Origin of the sequence: Rhodococcoides fascians A44A, from assembly GCF_000760735.1 — a bacterium.
In the GTDB taxonomy this organism is placed as follows: Bacteria; Actinomycetota; Actinomycetes; order Mycobacteriales; family Mycobacteriaceae; genus Rhodococcoides; species Rhodococcoides fascians_E.
This window is the reverse complement of sequence record NZ_JMEX01000005.1, coordinates 585,018-600,612: the sequence shown is the minus strand read 5'-3', so window position 1 is coordinate 600,612 and position 15,595 is coordinate 585,018. Positions and strand designations below refer to the sequence as shown.

Sequence of the window (15,595 nt, the reverse complement as noted above, 5' to 3'; positions counted from 1 at the left end):
CTCATGATGCCATCAGGAACCGGTCCTGATGTCACCGTCGTAGACGTCGATCTCCACCGAGTTGCCGCCGTGGCTCTTGGCTCGGTACATCGCGGTGTCGGCGCTGTCGAGCAACTCGTCGAGTAGTTCGGGGACGGCCTGGATCGCGATCTCCCGATAGTGGATGCCGATGCTCGTGGTGGTCACGCCTGCGGAATTGCAGGCCGGAATCGCATCGCGCAGCGCTTCGGCCGCCCGGGACATCTCCGACAGCGGTCCGGCGGAGACCACGACGAATTCCTCACCGCCGGTGCGAGCGGTCACGGCTGGAAGAGGAAAATTCGCGTTGATGGCCTGGGCTGTCTTGCGCAGAACATCGTCGCCGAAGCTGTGACCGAATCCGTCGTTGACCGCCTTGAAGTTGTCCAGATCTGCGACGAGGACCGCGACGCCCGCTGCTCCGTCGGCCATCACACCGACGGCCGAGTCGAGTCCGCGACGGTTCCGCAGACCGGTCAACGGGTCGAAGTGTGCGACGGCGGCATCCCTCTTGAGAAACGTCAGGTACGCCTGAGTGAGGATCGGGGACGACACCAGAACCATGACGAGAACGATGAGATACGCCGTCATCTGCGCGAAATCGGCGTCGGAGTAGGAGATCGCCAGGACGTAGAGAGCGGCGCACGTGCACAGAGCCCACAACTGATGGGCCACGAACACCCGGGTGTCGTGATACGCGGACACGTAATTTCCCATCACGGCCAACAGGGCCGAGCACAGAAGCGCCACGGGGCGATCGTCGAGAGAGAACAGAACGGCGGCGACGCCGATTTCGGCGAACGCGACGAAGAGCAAGGAGTGCCTGTACGCCGGCCACGGTCCGCGTATCCAGAGGCAACCGACGACCATCGAGCTGACCCCGAAGGTTCCGATCACAGCGATGTCGACGGTGCTCGACACCACCGGCGTCGCAATCGCGAGCAGGCAGATCAGCCCGTAGAACCAGCAGCACAATCCGATTGCGACGCGGCTCTGGCGGAGGATCGGATGGCTCTGCGAGTAGGCGACGTTCCACACGTAGTCGGTCCGTTGCGACCACCACTCGTGCAGCGAACTCATTTCAAGGACCTCTACATCCCGTACATGACCGACCCGCAGATAGTTGACAGTTTATCTAATCAGACGACGATACTGATCGGTTCGAAACGGCGATACAACCACGATCATTGCAGTCGAATCTCGGCGATCAGTCCGTGATGATCCGACCCGACGATCGCAATCCGTTCCAGTGCGGTGGCGTGTGCGCCACGGGTCAGGACGTGGTCGATCCCGACGACAGGTGGATACGACTTGTCGGTGGGGTAGGTCGGAATCAAGCCGCTACCCGTGGCGTCCGCTGCGTCCTCGTACCCGACGTCGAGGATGTGCCTGAACTTGCTGTGAGATCTGGTGGAGTTGAAGTCACCGCTGACGATCACGTTGGTCATCGAAGTGGCTGTCGACACCTCGGATCGGATCATGTCCATCTCCGATGCCCACAGTGGCGTCGGCGATGGATAAGGCGGCACCGGATGGACCGAGTAAACGCGGACGGGGTCGTCGGTACCGACGTTCAGATCGACCGCCAGGTTGGACAGAGTGAATACCGGGAGCTCGCGCTCTCCGGAGATCGGGAATCGACTGAAGATGCCGGTACCTCCGCCGCCGCCCGGTGTCGGCCTGGTGTAGCGGTACGGGAGCAGCTCGGCGATCCCGGCGGCGTCGAGCGCGCTCTCTGCGTCGAACGTCAGTTCTTGTGCGGTGAAGACGTCGATGTCCTGTGATCGGACGAGGTCCAGCACGTTGCCCGCATCGGCCAGCCCGAGCATCAGGTTGGCTTGCAGCACGTCGATGTCCTGCCCCCGGCCGGGTGTGTCGGCGTCCGCTCGGTCGCTCGCGATGTACACGGGCGCGAGCAATGCCGACGCCGTCACCGCGACGACGGTCGATGCCGTTGCCAGGATCCAGCGTCGGGACACCGCGGCAACGGCGATACCGAGCAAGGAGAACGCCATGAGGATGGGCGCGAACGACGCCAGCCCCACCACGTACCTGTTCTGCGTGTCGCTGAAGTAGGCGACGACACCCGTCGCACCGATCAGTACGCAGCAGGCGGCAACGAGAACCGCGGCTACTCGCCAACCCCGAGAACGACGAGCTGATCGAGCAGAATTTGCCGTTTGATGTTGCACATCAGAAGCGTAACCGCGAATAAAAGTCGACCCGGTCCGCCCAGGTCGGATCGATTCAGTGAGGAGGTGTCCCACGGAGGGAACTTGTGATCCAGTTCTCAGCAAGCTAGAAATATGTAAAGACATAAGTACAAGGAATCGGATGCGTGCTCAGGATCCGTCCTCCGCGCGCACACAAGATTGGATCGAGATGACCCGTAGTGACGGATCGACCGGTGCAGTTCTTCCACCGGATACAGTAGGAACACACAGTCATCGGCTAGGCATCATCGCGGTGATTGCGACGTTCGGTGGCTTGCTCTTCGGATACGACACCGGAGTGATCAACGGAGCGCTCGAACCGCTGCGTGACGACTTGTCGCTCACCTCGTTCACGGAGGGGTTCGTCGTCAGTATTCTCATCTTCGGTGCGGCTATCGGCGCACTGGTGGGCGGGCGCCTGTCCGACAGATTCGGCCGACGCCACAACATCATCATGCTCGCTCTGGTCTTCATGGTCGGAACGCTCGGGTGCGTGCTGTCACCGAGCTGGGAGATCTTGGCCGTGTTCCGCTTCGTACTCGGCCTCGCTGTCGGTGGCGCATCGGCGACGGTGCCCGTCTACCTGTCGGAGATTTCCCCCGTGGAGCGGCGCGGTTCGTTGGTCACGCGCAACGAGGTCATGATCGTCAGCGGGCAGTTCGCAGCCTTCGTGATCAACGCGATCATCTTCAACATCTGGGGTGAGCACGAGTCCGTCTGGCGCTTCATGCTTCTCGTTGCGGTAGCTCCCGCAATCGTGCTTTTCTTCGGAATGCTGCGCATGCCCGAAAGCCCGCGTTGGCTCGTTCTTCAGGGGCGCGAGGACGAGGCCCTGGAAGTACTCAGGCAGGTTCGGTCGGAAGAACGCGCACAGGCCGAGATGGCCGAGGTGCACCGACTCGCCGAGGAAGAGAAACTGGCGAAGACCGGTGGTGTCACGGATCTGTCCGTCCGCTGGATTCGTCGATTGATCTACATCGGCGTCGGACTCGGTGTCGCCAACCAGATCACCGGTATCAACTCGGTGATGTACTACGGAACCCAATTGTTGAGCGATGCCGGGTTCTCGTCCAGCGCAGCAATCATCGCGAACACCCTCAACGGATTGTTCAGTGTTCTCGGAATCACGGTCGGCATATTTCTGATGAACAAGGTCAACCGGCGGACCATGCTGATCGCGGGCTTCTCGCTGACTACAACGTTCCACCTTCTCGTCGGCTTGTCCGCGCTTCTACTGCCGGACGGCACGGTCAAGGCATACTTCATTCTGGTGTTCGTCGTCCTGTTCGTGTTCTGCATGCAGGGAACCATCGGACCTCTGGCGTGGTTGATGCTCGCGGAGATCTTCCCCCTGAAGATTCGCAGTTTCGCGATCGGCCTGTGTGTCTTCGCGCTGTGGATTGCGAACGCGGCGATTGCGCTGTTGTTCCCGCCGGTCGTAGCAGCCTTCGGGATTGCGGCCACGTTCTTCATCTTCGTCGGTCTCGGTGTGATCGCGCTCATCTTCTGCATCACTCAGGTGCCGGAGACGCGCGGCCAGACGCTCGAAGAACTGGAAACCCGGTTCCGCAAGGAATACTCCTAGAGGTTCGCAACACCGAGAGAGGTAATTTCATGTCAGTTCTGGTTGCAGTGACCGACAGCCCCGAGGGCATCCATTCGCTGTCCGCCGCGGCGGACGAGGCGGCGCTTCTCGGCACCGATCTGATCGCGGTCAACCTGACGCTGGGAAAGCTCGACCTCTCCGTGCTTCCGGAAGACTGCAAGGTCACCGTCGTCGAACGTGAGGGGCGTGAGGACCGCGACCCTGTCGCCGCCGTTCTCGACGAGTTGGAAGTGTTTCCCGATGTCACGCGTCTGGTGATCGGAATAAGGAAGCGCAGCCGGGTCGGAAAGGCCCTGCTCGGCAGTGTCAGTCAGCGTCTGCTGCTGACCTCGCCGGTCTCGGTCCTGGCGGTCAAGGCGCCGTAGGACTCACCAGACCGCCGCGCCCGCGGCGAGATCCAGCAGCGGTTGTGGAAACACACCGAAAACGACAGTCGTGACGACGCCGAAGCCGATGGCCACGGCTGTTGCGACACCCGGAGTGACGACGGTGGGACTCCCACCGTCGTCACTGTCGTTCGTGGGGGCCACGGGCTCGGCGAAGAACATGAGAACGATGACGCGGACGTAGAAGATCGCGGCGATGGCACTACTGAGCACCCCGACGACGACGAGGGCGGTCGCGCCGCTGCCGGCCGCAGCCTGGAAAACTGCGAACTTACCGACGAATCCAGCCGTCAGCGGGATCCCCGCGAACGACAACAGCAGCAACGCGAAGACGGCGGCGATCGCGGGGGAGCGACGACCGATGCCGGCCCATCGCGCCAGTTCGGTCACCTCGCCGTTGCCGTCGCGCACGACGGTGACGACGGCGAATGCCGAGACAGTGCTGAACCCGTAGACGAACAGATAGAACATCGTCGCGGACAACCCGTCGGCGTCCAGAGCGACGACGCCCGTGAGAATGAAGCCGGTGTGGGTGATCGACGAGTACGCGAGCATCCGTTTGATGTCGGTCTGAGTGACCGCGAGCAGAGCGCCCACCAGCATCGTGACGATCGCGACGGCCCACAGCGCCGGTCGCCAGTCGTCGCGCAGGTCCGGCAGTGCGATGTAGAACAGGCGGAGCATGGCACCGAACGCGGCGATCTTCGTCGCGGCGGCCATGAAGGCGGTGATCGGAGTCGGTGCACCCTGATACACGTCGGGAATCCACGAATGAAACGGAATCGCACCGACTTTGAACAGTAAGCCGACACCGACGAGTGCAGTACCGAGCACGGCCAGCACGTCGTTGCCGTCGCCGAGAGCAATGGCAGCACCGATGGGGCCGAGCTCGAGCGAGCCTGCGTACCCGTACAGCATCGCGGTACCGAACAGGAAGAACGCCGAAGAGAACGCGCCGAGCAAGAAGTACTTCATCGCGGCTTCCTGCGACAGGAGCCTGCGCCGACGGGCCAACCCGCACATCAGGTACAGCGGTAGCGAGAACACCTCGAGGGCAACGAACATCGTGAGCAGATCGTTCGACGCGGGAAACAGCAGAAGGCCGCCGATCGCGAACATCGTCAGCGGGAACACCTCCGTCTGCGCCGCGCCTGCCTGGCCTGCCTGGCGTTCGGACAGACTTCCGGGAACGGTGGAGGCCTGCGGGGCGAAGGAGTCCACCCGGGTGCGTTCGAGTGAGCGTTCCCCGACCATGAGCAACGAGGGCACGGCTACGAGCAGGAGGGTGCCCTGGAGGAACAGTGAGGGTCCGTCGACCACGACCGAGCCCATCACGGCCCGGGTGCCGGGTGAGCTGGAGCCGGACACGGCCAGGACGACGACCGCTACCAGCGACCCCGTCGTCGCAGTCAGGGCGAGGGTCGTCTGGATGCGGCGACGGGCGGCACTCGGTGCGAACGCCTCGACGAGTACGCCGAGAACAGCTGCGGCGAAGACGATCAGCATCGGTGACAGAACGCTGTACTCGATGCTCGGCGCGGTCAGGACGGAGTCGTTCATCGGGGTCCCTCCGGCACTTCGGCCACGTTGTCGATGCCTTGCACGGTGGTCACTGTCGACTGCACAGCAGGAGAAACGATGTCCAGCAGGGGCTTCGGGTACACGCCCAGTACGACGAGCAGCACGATGAGCGGGCCCATCACGGCGAGTTCACGCGGTACGAGATCCTTCATTCCGTCGTTCTCAGCGCGGCGTGGTCCCGTCATGACCCGTTGGTACAGCCACAGGATGTAGATCGCGGACAGCACGAGCGCGATCGATGCCACGACGGCAGCGACGTGATACTTCGCGAACGTGCCGATCAGTACCAGGAATTCGCTGACGAACGGTGCGAGCCCCGGAAGCGACAGAGTGGCCAGACCGGCGACGAGGAAGGTGCCGGCCAGCACCGGTGCGACCTTCTGGACGCCACCGTAGTGCGAGATGACGCGGGTGCCGCGACGCGAAACCAGGAAACCGGCAACGAGAAACAGTGCTGCCGTGGAGATTCCGTGATTGACCATGTACAACGCGGAACCGGCCTGGCCTTGGCTGGTCATGGCGAAGATTCCCAGAATGATGAAGCCGAAGTGCGAGATCGACGTGTACGCGATCAAACGCATCACGTCGGTCTGCGCGATCGCCAGTACGGCGCCGTAGACGATGCCCACGACCGCGAGAGTGACGATGACCGGCGCGAAGTACGACGACGACTCGGGGAAGAGTTGCAAACAATACCGAAGCATCGCGAACGTGCCCACCTTGTCCACGACGGCCATCATCAGAACGGCTGTGGCAGGGGTGGATTCGACGGCGGCATCGGGTAGCCACGAGTGGAACGGCCACAGGGGTGCCTTGACGGCGAAAGCGAACATGAACCCGAGGAACAACGCGTTCAGAACTCCGGGGGTGACGCCGAGGTCGCCGAGAGCAGCGGTGTCGGCGATCTCACGGAACGAGAAGGTTCCCGCCACGACGTACAGCCCGATGACCGCAGCCAGCATCACCAGACCGCCGACGAGGTTGTACAACAGGAATTTCACGGCCGCGGCGGCGCGTCCCGGTCCGCCGAATCCTCCGATGAGGAAGTACATCGGGATCAACATGGCCTCGAAGAAGACGTAGAACAGCAACACGTCGAGGGCGCAGAAGGACATCAGGACCATCGACTCGACGATCAGAATCGATGCGACATAGACGTGCGTGGACTGCCCGACGCGCGGGTCGTTCCATCCGGCTACCAGCAGGATCGGAAGCAGGACCGTGGTCAGCAGGACGAGCACCAGAGCGATGCCGTCGATTCCCAGCTCGTATCGAGCTCCGAACGACTCGATCCACCAGTGGGATTCGACGAACTGGAATTCGTCACCGGACGGATCGAAGCCGACGAACAACACCACTGCGACCGCCAGAGTCAGCAGCGAGGTCGCGAGCGCGCACACCTTCGCGAGCTGTGGCCTCGTACGAGGCAAAATCAGGGTCAGGACAGCACCTGCCACCGGAAGCAGCCACAACACGGTCAGCCACGGAAGAGTAGTCACCACACCATCACCGCCACCATCATCGCGAGGACTACCGCCGTACCGGCCAGCATCGTCAGAGCGTACGAGCGCACGTACCCGGTCTGCGTGCCACGAATGCGAGCGGACAGCGACGTCAGCCCGCCCGCAAGAGTGCGGGTTCCGCCCTCGACGGCGACGTCGTCGAAACGCTGCGCGGCCTCGGCCAGCTTCAGACCCGGTCGCATCAGAAACGCTTCGTTGACGGCGTCTCCGTACAGGTCGACTCGTGCGGCAGCCGTCAGCGCGGTGACGGGTGTCGGCGCGATCGGCGGTACGGGAGTTCTCGCGTAGCGGCGATACGCGAGCCCGACGCCGACGGCCACGACCGTCAGTGCCATCACGGTCACCAGCCACGCGGGTACGACGTGCGCTTCCTGGGCCTCGCCGACGACCGGTTCCAGCCAGTGCGTCAGCGCGCCACCGACGGTGAACAGGGCCCCAGCCGCAACCGAACCCACCGCCAGAACGATCATCGGCACGGTCATGGTCGACGGCGACTCGTGTGGGTGCGCGCCGGGCTCCCAGCGCTTCTGGCCGAAGAAGGTCATCACCATGACTCGGGTCATGTAGAACGCGGTCAGGCCTGCACCGAGGAGCGTGACGATTCCGAGCACGGCGCCCTGTACTCCACCGGCACCGAACGCGACTTCGATGATCTTGTCCTTGGCGAAGAAACCCGAGAACGGGGGAACACCGATGATCGCGAGGTAACCCAGACCGAAGGTGACGAACGTGACGGGCATGACGGTTCTCAAGCCGCCGAACTTGCGCATGTTCACTTCGTCGTTCATGCCGTGCATCACCGAACCGGCACCGAGAAAGAGTCCGGCCTTGAAGAATCCGTGGGCGAGAAGCAGCATGATCGCGAATGCGTAGCCGGACGGACCGAGGCCGGCAGCGAGAACCATGTAGCCGATCTGGCTCATCGTCGACGCGGCCAGCGCTTTCTTGATGTCGTCCTTCGCGCAACCGATGACGGCCCCGAACAGCAGTGTCACGGCACCGACGACGATCACCGCGGTCTGCGCGGCGGGGGCTGCTTCGAAGACGGGTCCGGATCGGACGATCAGATACACCCCGGCGGTCACCATCGTCGCCGCGTGGATCAACGCCGACACCGGCGTCGGGCCTTCCATGGCGTCACCGAGCCACGACTGCAGCGGCACCTGGGCCGACTTTCCACACGCTGCGAGGAGCAGAACGAAGCCCAGTGCGGTGAGTGTTCCGCTGGACGCAGTCTCGGTACCGGAGAAGACGTCCGTGAACGAGACGCTTCCGAAGTTCGCGAACATGATCATCAACGCGACCATCAGTCCGATGTCTCCGACACGGTTGACGACGAAGGCCTTCTTCGCCGCCGTCGCCGCCGACGGTTTGTACTGCCAGAACCCGATCAGCAGGTAGGACGCCAGACCCACACCTTCCCAGCCGACGTACAGTCCGAGGAAATTGTCGGCTGTCACCAGGAGGAGCATCGCGGCGAGAAAGAGGTTCAGGTACGCGAAGAACCGTCGCCGGTCCGGGTCCTCCGCCATGTACCCGATGGAGTAGACGTGAATGAGCGTGCCGACACCGGTGATCAGAAGTACGAAGCACATGGACAGTTGATCCAGGCGAAAGCCGAAGTCCACCTGCAACTGTTCGACGGGAACCCAGCTGAACAGCGTGGTGGTCACGGCCCTGTCGTCTGCAGCCCGGCCCAGCATGTCGACGAAGAGGACCACGGCGAATCCGAAGGACACCGCGGCCATGACGGTTCCGAGCGCGTGTCCCCATCGATCGGTTCGCCGGCCTCCGACGAGCAGCACGACAGCGCCGAGCAGCGGCAGCGCCGGCAACAGCCAGATGGCGTCCATGTCAGTTCTTCAGCAGGTTGGCGTCGTCGACCGAGGCCGAGCGGCGGGCACGGAAGATGGTCATGATGATCGCGAGGCCGACGACCACCTCGGCTGCAGCCACCACCATGGTGAAGAACGCGAAGACCTGGCCTTCGAGATTGCCGTGCATCCGGGCGAACGTCACGAATGCGAGGTTGGCGGCGTTGAGCATGAGCTCGATGCACATGAACACGACGATCGCGTTGCGGCGCAACAGAACACCCGCCGCACCGATCGTGAAGAGGAGGACCGACAGATACAGGTAGTTCTCGGGATTCACATCTCACCGTCCCGGTGACCGCGGTGCATCGGGTTGACGGACAGCTCCGACGGTGACCCGTCGGGCAGACGCGCGGGCCAGTCGACGGCGTTGTGCCGGGCATACACTCCGGGACTCGGCATCGGCGTGACGTGAGTGCCGTCGCGGAAGCGCTGCTCGGACAGCTCGCGCTGACCTTGCCGCTCGGTGAACCGCTCACGGTGGGCGAGGATCATCGCGCCGACCGTGGCGATGATCAGCAGCGCACCGGTGAGTTCGAACGCCCAGAGGTAGCGAACGAAGATGAGCTCGGCGAGGCCTTCGACGTTGCCGCCCGCATTGGCGGCGTCGAGTCCGACGAAGTCCGGTCGCCCGCTCTCCACCGATGCGTTGCCGATCGCACCGATGACGACGAGCCCGAAGCCGATGCCTGCGGCGATCGCGGCAGGCCGTTGACCTTTCAGCGTTTCGGTCAACGAGTCCGCCGAGTCCACCCCGACGAGCATCAACACGAACAGGAACAGCATCATCACCGCGCCGGTGTAGACGACGACTTGTACGACGCCGAGGAACACTGCGCCCTGCGCGATGTAGAACACGGCCAGGATGATCATCGTGACCGCGAGGAACAGAGCCGAGTACACGGCTTTGGTGGCGCAGACCATCGCGATCGCACCCAGTACCGCCAATCCGCCCAGCAGCCAGAACTGGACGGCCTCGGCGGTTCCGGTGCTCATCGGATCGTCCCTCGGTAGTAGTCGGCCGCAGTCGTGTTCTCGGCCATGGGATGTGGCGCGGGTTCCATGCCCGGTTCCATCGGCGCGAGGAGGCGGTCCTTCTCGTAGATGAGGTCGGCGCGGTTGTCGTCGGCCAACTCGTACTCGTTGGTCATGGTCAACGCGCGCGTCGGGCAGGCTTCGATGCACAGCCCGCATCCGATGCAGCGGAGGTAGTTGATCTGATAGACCTGCCCGTATCTCTCACCGGGGGACCAGCGCTCCTCGTCGGTGTTGTCCGCGCCCTCGACGTAGATCGCATCCGCCGGGCACGCCCAAGCACACAGCTCGCACCCGATGCACTTCTCGAGGCCATCGGGGTAACGATTGAGCTGGTGCCTGCCGTGGTAACGCTGAGCGGTCGGTACCTTGTCCTCGGGATAGAACTCCGTCACCGGCTTCTTGAACATCGTCGAGAACGTGACACCGAAACCTGCCACCGGACCGAGAAATTCAGGCATCGCTGCGCTCCTTCACTGGTGTCGGCAGTGTCTGTCCCGGCATCGGTGGGACGGGGAAACCGCCGGCGAACGGATCGAACGGTTCGTCGTGCGTGGACGGTGGGGACGGCTCGTCCGGCTCGCGGTGCAACCGGCGCCGGACGAAGACCGCTACCGACAGAGCCACGACGGCGCTGACGACGACCAGCGCGACAGCCAGTGATCCGTATCCTTCGATGCGGAACGCGCGGACGGTGGCCACGAGCATTATCCAGATCAACGAGATCGGGATCAGAACCTTCCAGCCGAGATTCATGAACTGGTCGTAGCGCAGTCGCGGCAACGTGCTTCGCAGCCAGATGAAGACGAACAGGAAGAGCCACACCTTCAGCGTGAACCACAGAACCGGCCACCACCCGGCATTCGCGCCGTCCCACAGGCTGATCGGGAACGGTGCATGCCATCCGCCGAGGAACAGTGTTGTCGCGAGTGCGGACACCGTGACCATGTTGACGTACTCGGCGAGCATGAACATCGCGAAGTTCAGGGAGGAGTACTCGGTGTGGAATCCGCCGACCAACTCACCCTCGGCCTCGGGAAGGTCGAAGGGAGCGCGGTTGGTTTCACCCACCATGGACGTCAGATAGATCGCGAACGACGGGAACAGCAGAAAGATGTACCACGTGTTCGACTGTGCGGCAACGATTCCGGATGTCGACATGGTGCCCGCGTACAGGAAAACCGCGGTGAAGGACAAGCCCATCGCGATCTCGTACGAGATGACCTGCGCGGTGGATCTCAACCCTCCGAGCAAAGGGTACGTCGAACCCGACGCCCACCCGGCGAGCACGATTCCGTACACACCGACGGATGTGACGGCAAGGATGTACAGGACTCCGACCGGAAAGTCCGTCAGCTGCAGGGCAGTCCGGTGGCCGAGGATCGACACTTCGGGTCCGAAGGGAATCACGGCGAAGGCCATGAACGCGGGCACCGTCGCGATCACCGGAGCCAGAAGGTAGATCGGTTTGTCGACGCCCTTGGGGACGATCCCTTCCTTCAGCGCCAGCTTCACGCCGTCGGCGAGGCTCTGGAGCATTCCGCCCGGCCCTACTCGGTTCGGTCCGACGCGGTTCTGCATACGCGCCATGACCTTCCGTTCGACGAGAATGCAGACGAGCGGTGTCAGGATCAGGAAGACGAAGATCGCCAGCGACTTCGCGACCACGAGCCACCACGGGTCCGTCCCGAACGTCCCGCTCACGACGACGCGCCTTCGACACGGACGACGGCGCCGTTGCCTACTCCGAGTGCCGAGTTGACCTCGGACCCGGTCGAGCGCATCGGCAGCCACACCACCCGATCGGGTAGGTCGGTGATCGCCAGCGGGAGGGTGATCGATCCCCCGCCCGACGACACCGTCACCGGATCACCTTCGGAGACGCCTATCTCTGCCGCCGTGCCGGGGGACAGCCGCACCACCGGGGTGCGCGCGGTACCGGCGAGATGCGGTTCACCGTCCTGCATGCGGCCGGCATCCAGCAGCATTCTCCAGGTGGCGAGAACGGCTTCGCCGACGCTCGGTGTCGGGGTCGGAGATGGATCGTGGCTCGGCGCTGGGGGAGGCGCGCCCGTCCAGGATCCCAGCCTGTCGATCTCGCTGCGCGTGCTCTGGACGTCGGGAAGGCCGATGGGCGCGTTCATCTGGGCGGCGAGTGCATGGAGTACCCGGCCGTCGGTCAGCGACCGCGAATCGGGAATCGCTGCCTCGAAGGAACGCGAGCGGCCTTCCCAGTCCAGATAGGTCCCTGCCTTCTCGGTCACCGGAGCGACCGGGAACACCACGTCCGCATGTTCGGTGACGCTGCTGTGGCGGATCTCGAGGCTGACCACGAACGATGCGCTGTTCAGCGCCGCTGCTGCGGCGGCGGGATCGGGCAGGTCTGCGAGCTCGACGCCGCCGACCACGAGTGCGCCGCCCGACCTCGCCGAGCCGAGGATTCCCGTCGTGTCCAGCCCGTGGGAGTCGGGCACTGCAGTCGTGCCCCAGAACTCGGCGAGGTCCGTTCGCGCGCCTGCGTCGCCGACAGGTCGCCCACCGGGAAGAAGGGTCGGCAGCGCTCCCATGTCGAGCGCACCACGATCGCCTGCCCGTCGAGGAATCCAGGCCAGGGCAGCACCGGTTTCCTGCGATGCGGCGACGACCGCCGTGTAGCCGCCAGCAGTGTCCGCCACTCGTTCGCCGACCAGAATCACACTGCCCTCGGGCAGATCTCCGAGGTCGGCGAGCGCCGCGGGCTCCTGGCCGGGCACACAGGAAATCAACGACGCGCCCAGCTTGCACGTCCCGGCCGACAGGAACGGCGCGACGGCCTTCACCTTCTGACCCTTCGTGCGGACGGCTTTGCGCAGTCTGAGGAAGACGATGGGCGATTCTTCCTCGGGCTCGAATCCGACCAGGACCACTGCGGGAGCGTTCTCGAGTCGCGCGTAGGTGACGTTCGTGTCGGCGCCGGCGACATGCGAGGCGAGGAACTCGGCCTCCTCGATGCTGTGTGCACGAGCACGGAAATCGATGTCGTTCGTGCGCAACGTGACCCGAGTGAACTTCGAATACGCGTAGGCATCCTCCACGGTTGCGCGGCCGCCGACGAGCACGCCCACTCGATCGGCCTTGCTCAGTCCCGCGGCCGCGACTGCCATGGCCTCGGACCACGACGCGGGTTCCAGAGATCCGTCTGCCGTGCGCACGAGCGGAGTGGTCAACCTGTCGGGCTCGGTGGCGTACGTGAACGCCCACCGTCCCTTGTCGCAGTTCCATTCCTCGTTGACGGTCGGGTCGTCTCCCGCCAGGCGGCGCAACACTTTTCCGCGGCGATGATCGGTACGTTGCGCGCACCCGCTGGCGCAGTGCTCGCAGGCGCTCGGAGTCGACACCAGGTCGTAGGGCCGAGCGCGGAATCGGTACGCCGCTCCGGTCAGTGCCCCGACCGGACAGACCTGCACGGTGTTGCCGGAGAAATAGGACTCGAACGGCTCGTTCTCGTAGATGCCGACCTGCTGCAGCGCCCCTCGCTCGACGAGCTCGATGAACGGGTCGCCCGCGATCTGCGAGGAGAATCGAGTGCACCGCGCGCAGAGCACGCACCGCTCGCGGTCCAGCAGCACCTCGGTGGACAGCGGAATCGGTTTCGGATACGTGCGCTTCTCCTCGACGAACCGTGACTCGGACCGGCCTGCCGACATCGCCTGGTTCTGCAGGGGGCACTCGCCGCCCTTGTCGCACACCGGGCAGTCGAGCGGATGATTGATGAGCAACAGCTCCATCACGCCCTTCTGCGCCTTCGCAGCAACCGGCGAGCTCAGCTGAGTGCGAACGATCATGCCGTCGGTCACCATGGTGGTGCACGACGCCAACGGTTTGCGCTGGCCCTCCACCTCGACGAGACATTGGCGGCAGGCCCCCACCGGATCGAGGAGCGGGTGGTCGCAGAACCGGGGAATCTGAATGCCGATCAGCTCCGCGGCACGTATCACCAGGGTGCCGGGAAGGACCTGGATTTCCTGGCCGTCGATGCTGACGGTGACGGTGTCCACCGAGGTGCTCATGACGAAAGCCCTCCCGCTGTCAGTTCGGCGGACATCAGCGTGCTGCGGTGCGGATCGAACGGGCAGGATGCGCCGATGTGCTGTGCGTACTCGTCTCTGAAATGCTTCAGCGACGACGTGATCGGGCTGACTGCGCCGTCGCCGAGGGCACAGAAGGACTTGCCGAGAATGCTGTCCGCGATGTCGAGCAACGTGTCGAGATCCGATTCCGTTCCGCGGCCGGTTTCGAGCCTCTCGTAGATCTGCACGAGCCAGTACGTTCCTTCGCGGCACGGCGTGCATTTGCCGCAGGATTCGTGGGCGTAGAACTCCGTCCATCTCCGTACCGCACGTACGACGCACGTCGTTTCGTCGAATATCTGCAATGCCTTGGTTCCTAGCATGGATCCGGCTGCACCGACGCCCTCGTAGTCCAACGGAACGTCGAGATGCTCGGCAGTGAAGATCGGCGTCGACGACCCGCCTGGCGTCCAGAACTTCAGCGAATGACCCTCGCGCACACCGCCCGCGTAGTCCAGAAGCTCCCGCAGTGTGATGCCGAGCGGAGCCTCGTACTGTCCGGGAGTGCTCACGTGCCCCGACAACGAGTACAGCGTGAAACCCGGGGACTTCTCGCTGCCCATGGACCGGAACCAGTCGACACCGTTGCGCAGAATCGACGGGACGCTCGCGATGGACTCGACGTTGTTGACCACCGTCGGGCACGCGTACAGACCTGCCACCGCAGGAAACGGCGGCCGTAGTCGAGGTTGCCCACGTCGACCCTCCAGCGAGTCCAGCTGAGCCGTCTCCTCGCCGCAGATGTACGCGCCCGCGCCCGCGTGCACCACGACGTCCAGATCGAATCCGCTGCCGAGGATGTCCTTGCCGAGATACCCGGAGGCATAGGCCTCCTCGACTGCAGCCTGAACACGTCGAAGCACGGGGACGACCTCGCCTCGCAGATAGATGTAGGCGCGGTGCGCCCGAATTGCGTACGCCGCGACCACGATTCCCTCGATCAGGACTTGCGGCGTCGCCAGAAGCAACGGCATGTCCTTGCACGTGCCGGGCTCGGACTCGTCGGCGTTGACCACGAGATAGTGCGGCTTGCCGTCACCCTGCGGGATGAAGCTCCACTTCATCCCCGTCGGGAATCCGGCTCCTCCACGGCCCCGAAGTCCCGCGTCCTTGACCGTGGCGATCACGTCGCCCGCGGGCATCTCGAGTGCACGGCGGAGGCCGTCGTAGCCGCCGTGGCGTTCGTAGGTTTCGAGGGTCCATGATTCGGGGTCGTCCCAGTAACTGCTCAGGACAGGGGTCAGCGCCAC

General features: G+C 64.0%; 13 protein-coding genes. 2 read left to right on the top strand and 11 right to left on the bottom strand.

Annotation, left to right across the window (positions count from 1 at the left end; all coding sequences use genetic code 11):
- Positions 1 to 12: 12 nt before the first annotated feature.
- Positions 13 to 1,098 (bottom strand): GGDEF domain-containing protein, encoded by a 1,086-nt coding sequence (locus tag BH95_RS06590; RefSeq protein WP_020110248.1) that lies wholly within the window; start codon positions 1,096 to 1,098, stop codon positions 13 to 15.
- A gap of 104 nt (positions 1,099 to 1,202) precedes the next feature.
- The gene (locus tag BH95_RS06585; RefSeq protein WP_052059973.1) at positions 1,203 to 2,210 is read right to left on the bottom strand and encodes an endonuclease/exonuclease/phosphatase family protein; all 1,008 of its coding nucleotides are present in this window, start codon (positions 2,208 to 2,210) and stop codon (positions 1,203 to 1,205) included.
- 142 nt (positions 2,211 to 2,352) lie between these two features.
- Between BH95_RS06585 and BH95_RS06580 the strand changes: the two genes are divergently transcribed.
- Both BH95_RS06580 and BH95_RS06575 read left to right on the top strand, forming a co-directional pair.
- A complete protein-coding gene (locus BH95_RS06580) occupies positions 2,353 to 3,816 on the top strand; it encodes a sugar porter family MFS transporter (protein WP_033189612.1) in 1,464 nt (487 codons plus the stop codon).
- Positions 3,817 to 3,845: 29 nt separating this feature from the next.
- A complete protein-coding gene (locus BH95_RS06575) occupies positions 3,846 to 4,202 on the top strand; it encodes a universal stress protein (RefSeq protein WP_019664164.1) in 357 nt (118 codons plus the stop codon).
- A 3-nt stretch (positions 4,203 to 4,205) separates the two neighbouring features.
- On the opposite strand, the gene nuoN is transcribed toward BH95_RS06575, so the two are convergent.
- From nuoN to nuoF, 9 genes are read right to left on the bottom strand one after another with little or no spacing between them, the layout of a single operon-like run.
- Positions 4,206 to 5,783 carry an NADH-quinone oxidoreductase subunit NuoN gene (gene nuoN / locus BH95_RS06570; RefSeq protein WP_037181427.1) on the bottom strand — a complete coding sequence of 526 codons (1,578 nt, stop codon included), beginning with the start codon at positions 5,781 to 5,783 and terminating at the stop codon, positions 4,206 to 4,208.
- Positions 5,780 to 7,306 (bottom strand): NADH-quinone oxidoreductase subunit M, encoded by a 1,527-nt coding sequence (locus BH95_RS06565; RefSeq protein WP_019664162.1) that lies wholly within the window; start codon positions 7,304 to 7,306, stop codon positions 5,780 to 5,782. Before BH95_RS06565 ends, nuoN begins: the two co-directional genes overlap by 4 nt.
- Entirely contained in the window at positions 7,300 to 9,180 is a 1,881-nt protein-coding gene (gene nuoL / locus BH95_RS06560) for an NADH-quinone oxidoreductase subunit L (protein ID WP_037181424.1), read from the bottom strand. Before nuoL ends, BH95_RS06565 begins: the two co-directional genes overlap by 7 nt.
- A gap of 1 nt (position 9,181) precedes the next feature.
- On the bottom strand, positions 9,182 to 9,481 hold the full coding sequence (gene nuoK / locus BH95_RS06555) for an NADH-quinone oxidoreductase subunit NuoK (RefSeq protein WP_020110242.1): 300 nt from the start codon (positions 9,479 to 9,481) through the stop codon (positions 9,182 to 9,184).
- On the bottom strand, positions 9,478 to 10,197 hold the full coding sequence (locus tag BH95_RS06550) for an NADH-quinone oxidoreductase subunit J (RefSeq protein ID WP_019664159.1): 720 nt from the start codon (positions 10,195 to 10,197) through the stop codon (positions 9,478 to 9,480). The genes nuoK and BH95_RS06550 overlap by 4 nt, the downstream gene beginning before the upstream one ends.
- Positions 10,194 to 10,697: an NADH-quinone oxidoreductase subunit NuoI gene (gene nuoI, locus BH95_RS06545; protein WP_019664158.1), complete on the bottom strand. Its 504-nt coding sequence runs from the start codon at positions 10,695 to 10,697 to the stop codon at positions 10,194 to 10,196. The genes BH95_RS06550 and nuoI overlap by 4 nt, the downstream gene beginning before the upstream one ends.
- Positions 10,690 to 11,940, bottom strand: a complete 1,251-nt coding sequence (nuoH, locus tag BH95_RS06540; RefSeq protein ID WP_019664157.1) for an NADH-quinone oxidoreductase subunit NuoH — start codon at positions 11,938 to 11,940, stop codon at positions 10,690 to 10,692. The genes nuoI and nuoH overlap by 8 nt, the downstream gene beginning before the upstream one ends.
- Positions 11,937 to 14,285: an NADH-quinone oxidoreductase subunit G gene (locus tag BH95_RS06535; protein WP_019664156.1), complete on the bottom strand. Its 2,349-nt coding sequence runs from the start codon at positions 14,283 to 14,285 to the stop codon at positions 11,937 to 11,939. The genes nuoH and BH95_RS06535 overlap by 4 nt, the downstream gene beginning before the upstream one ends.
- The gene (gene nuoF, locus BH95_RS06530) at positions 14,282 to 15,595 is read right to left on the bottom strand and encodes an NADH-quinone oxidoreductase subunit NuoF (protein WP_033189618.1); all 1,314 of its coding nucleotides are present in this window, start codon (positions 15,593 to 15,595) and stop codon (positions 14,282 to 14,284) included. Before nuoF ends, BH95_RS06535 begins: the two co-directional genes overlap by 4 nt.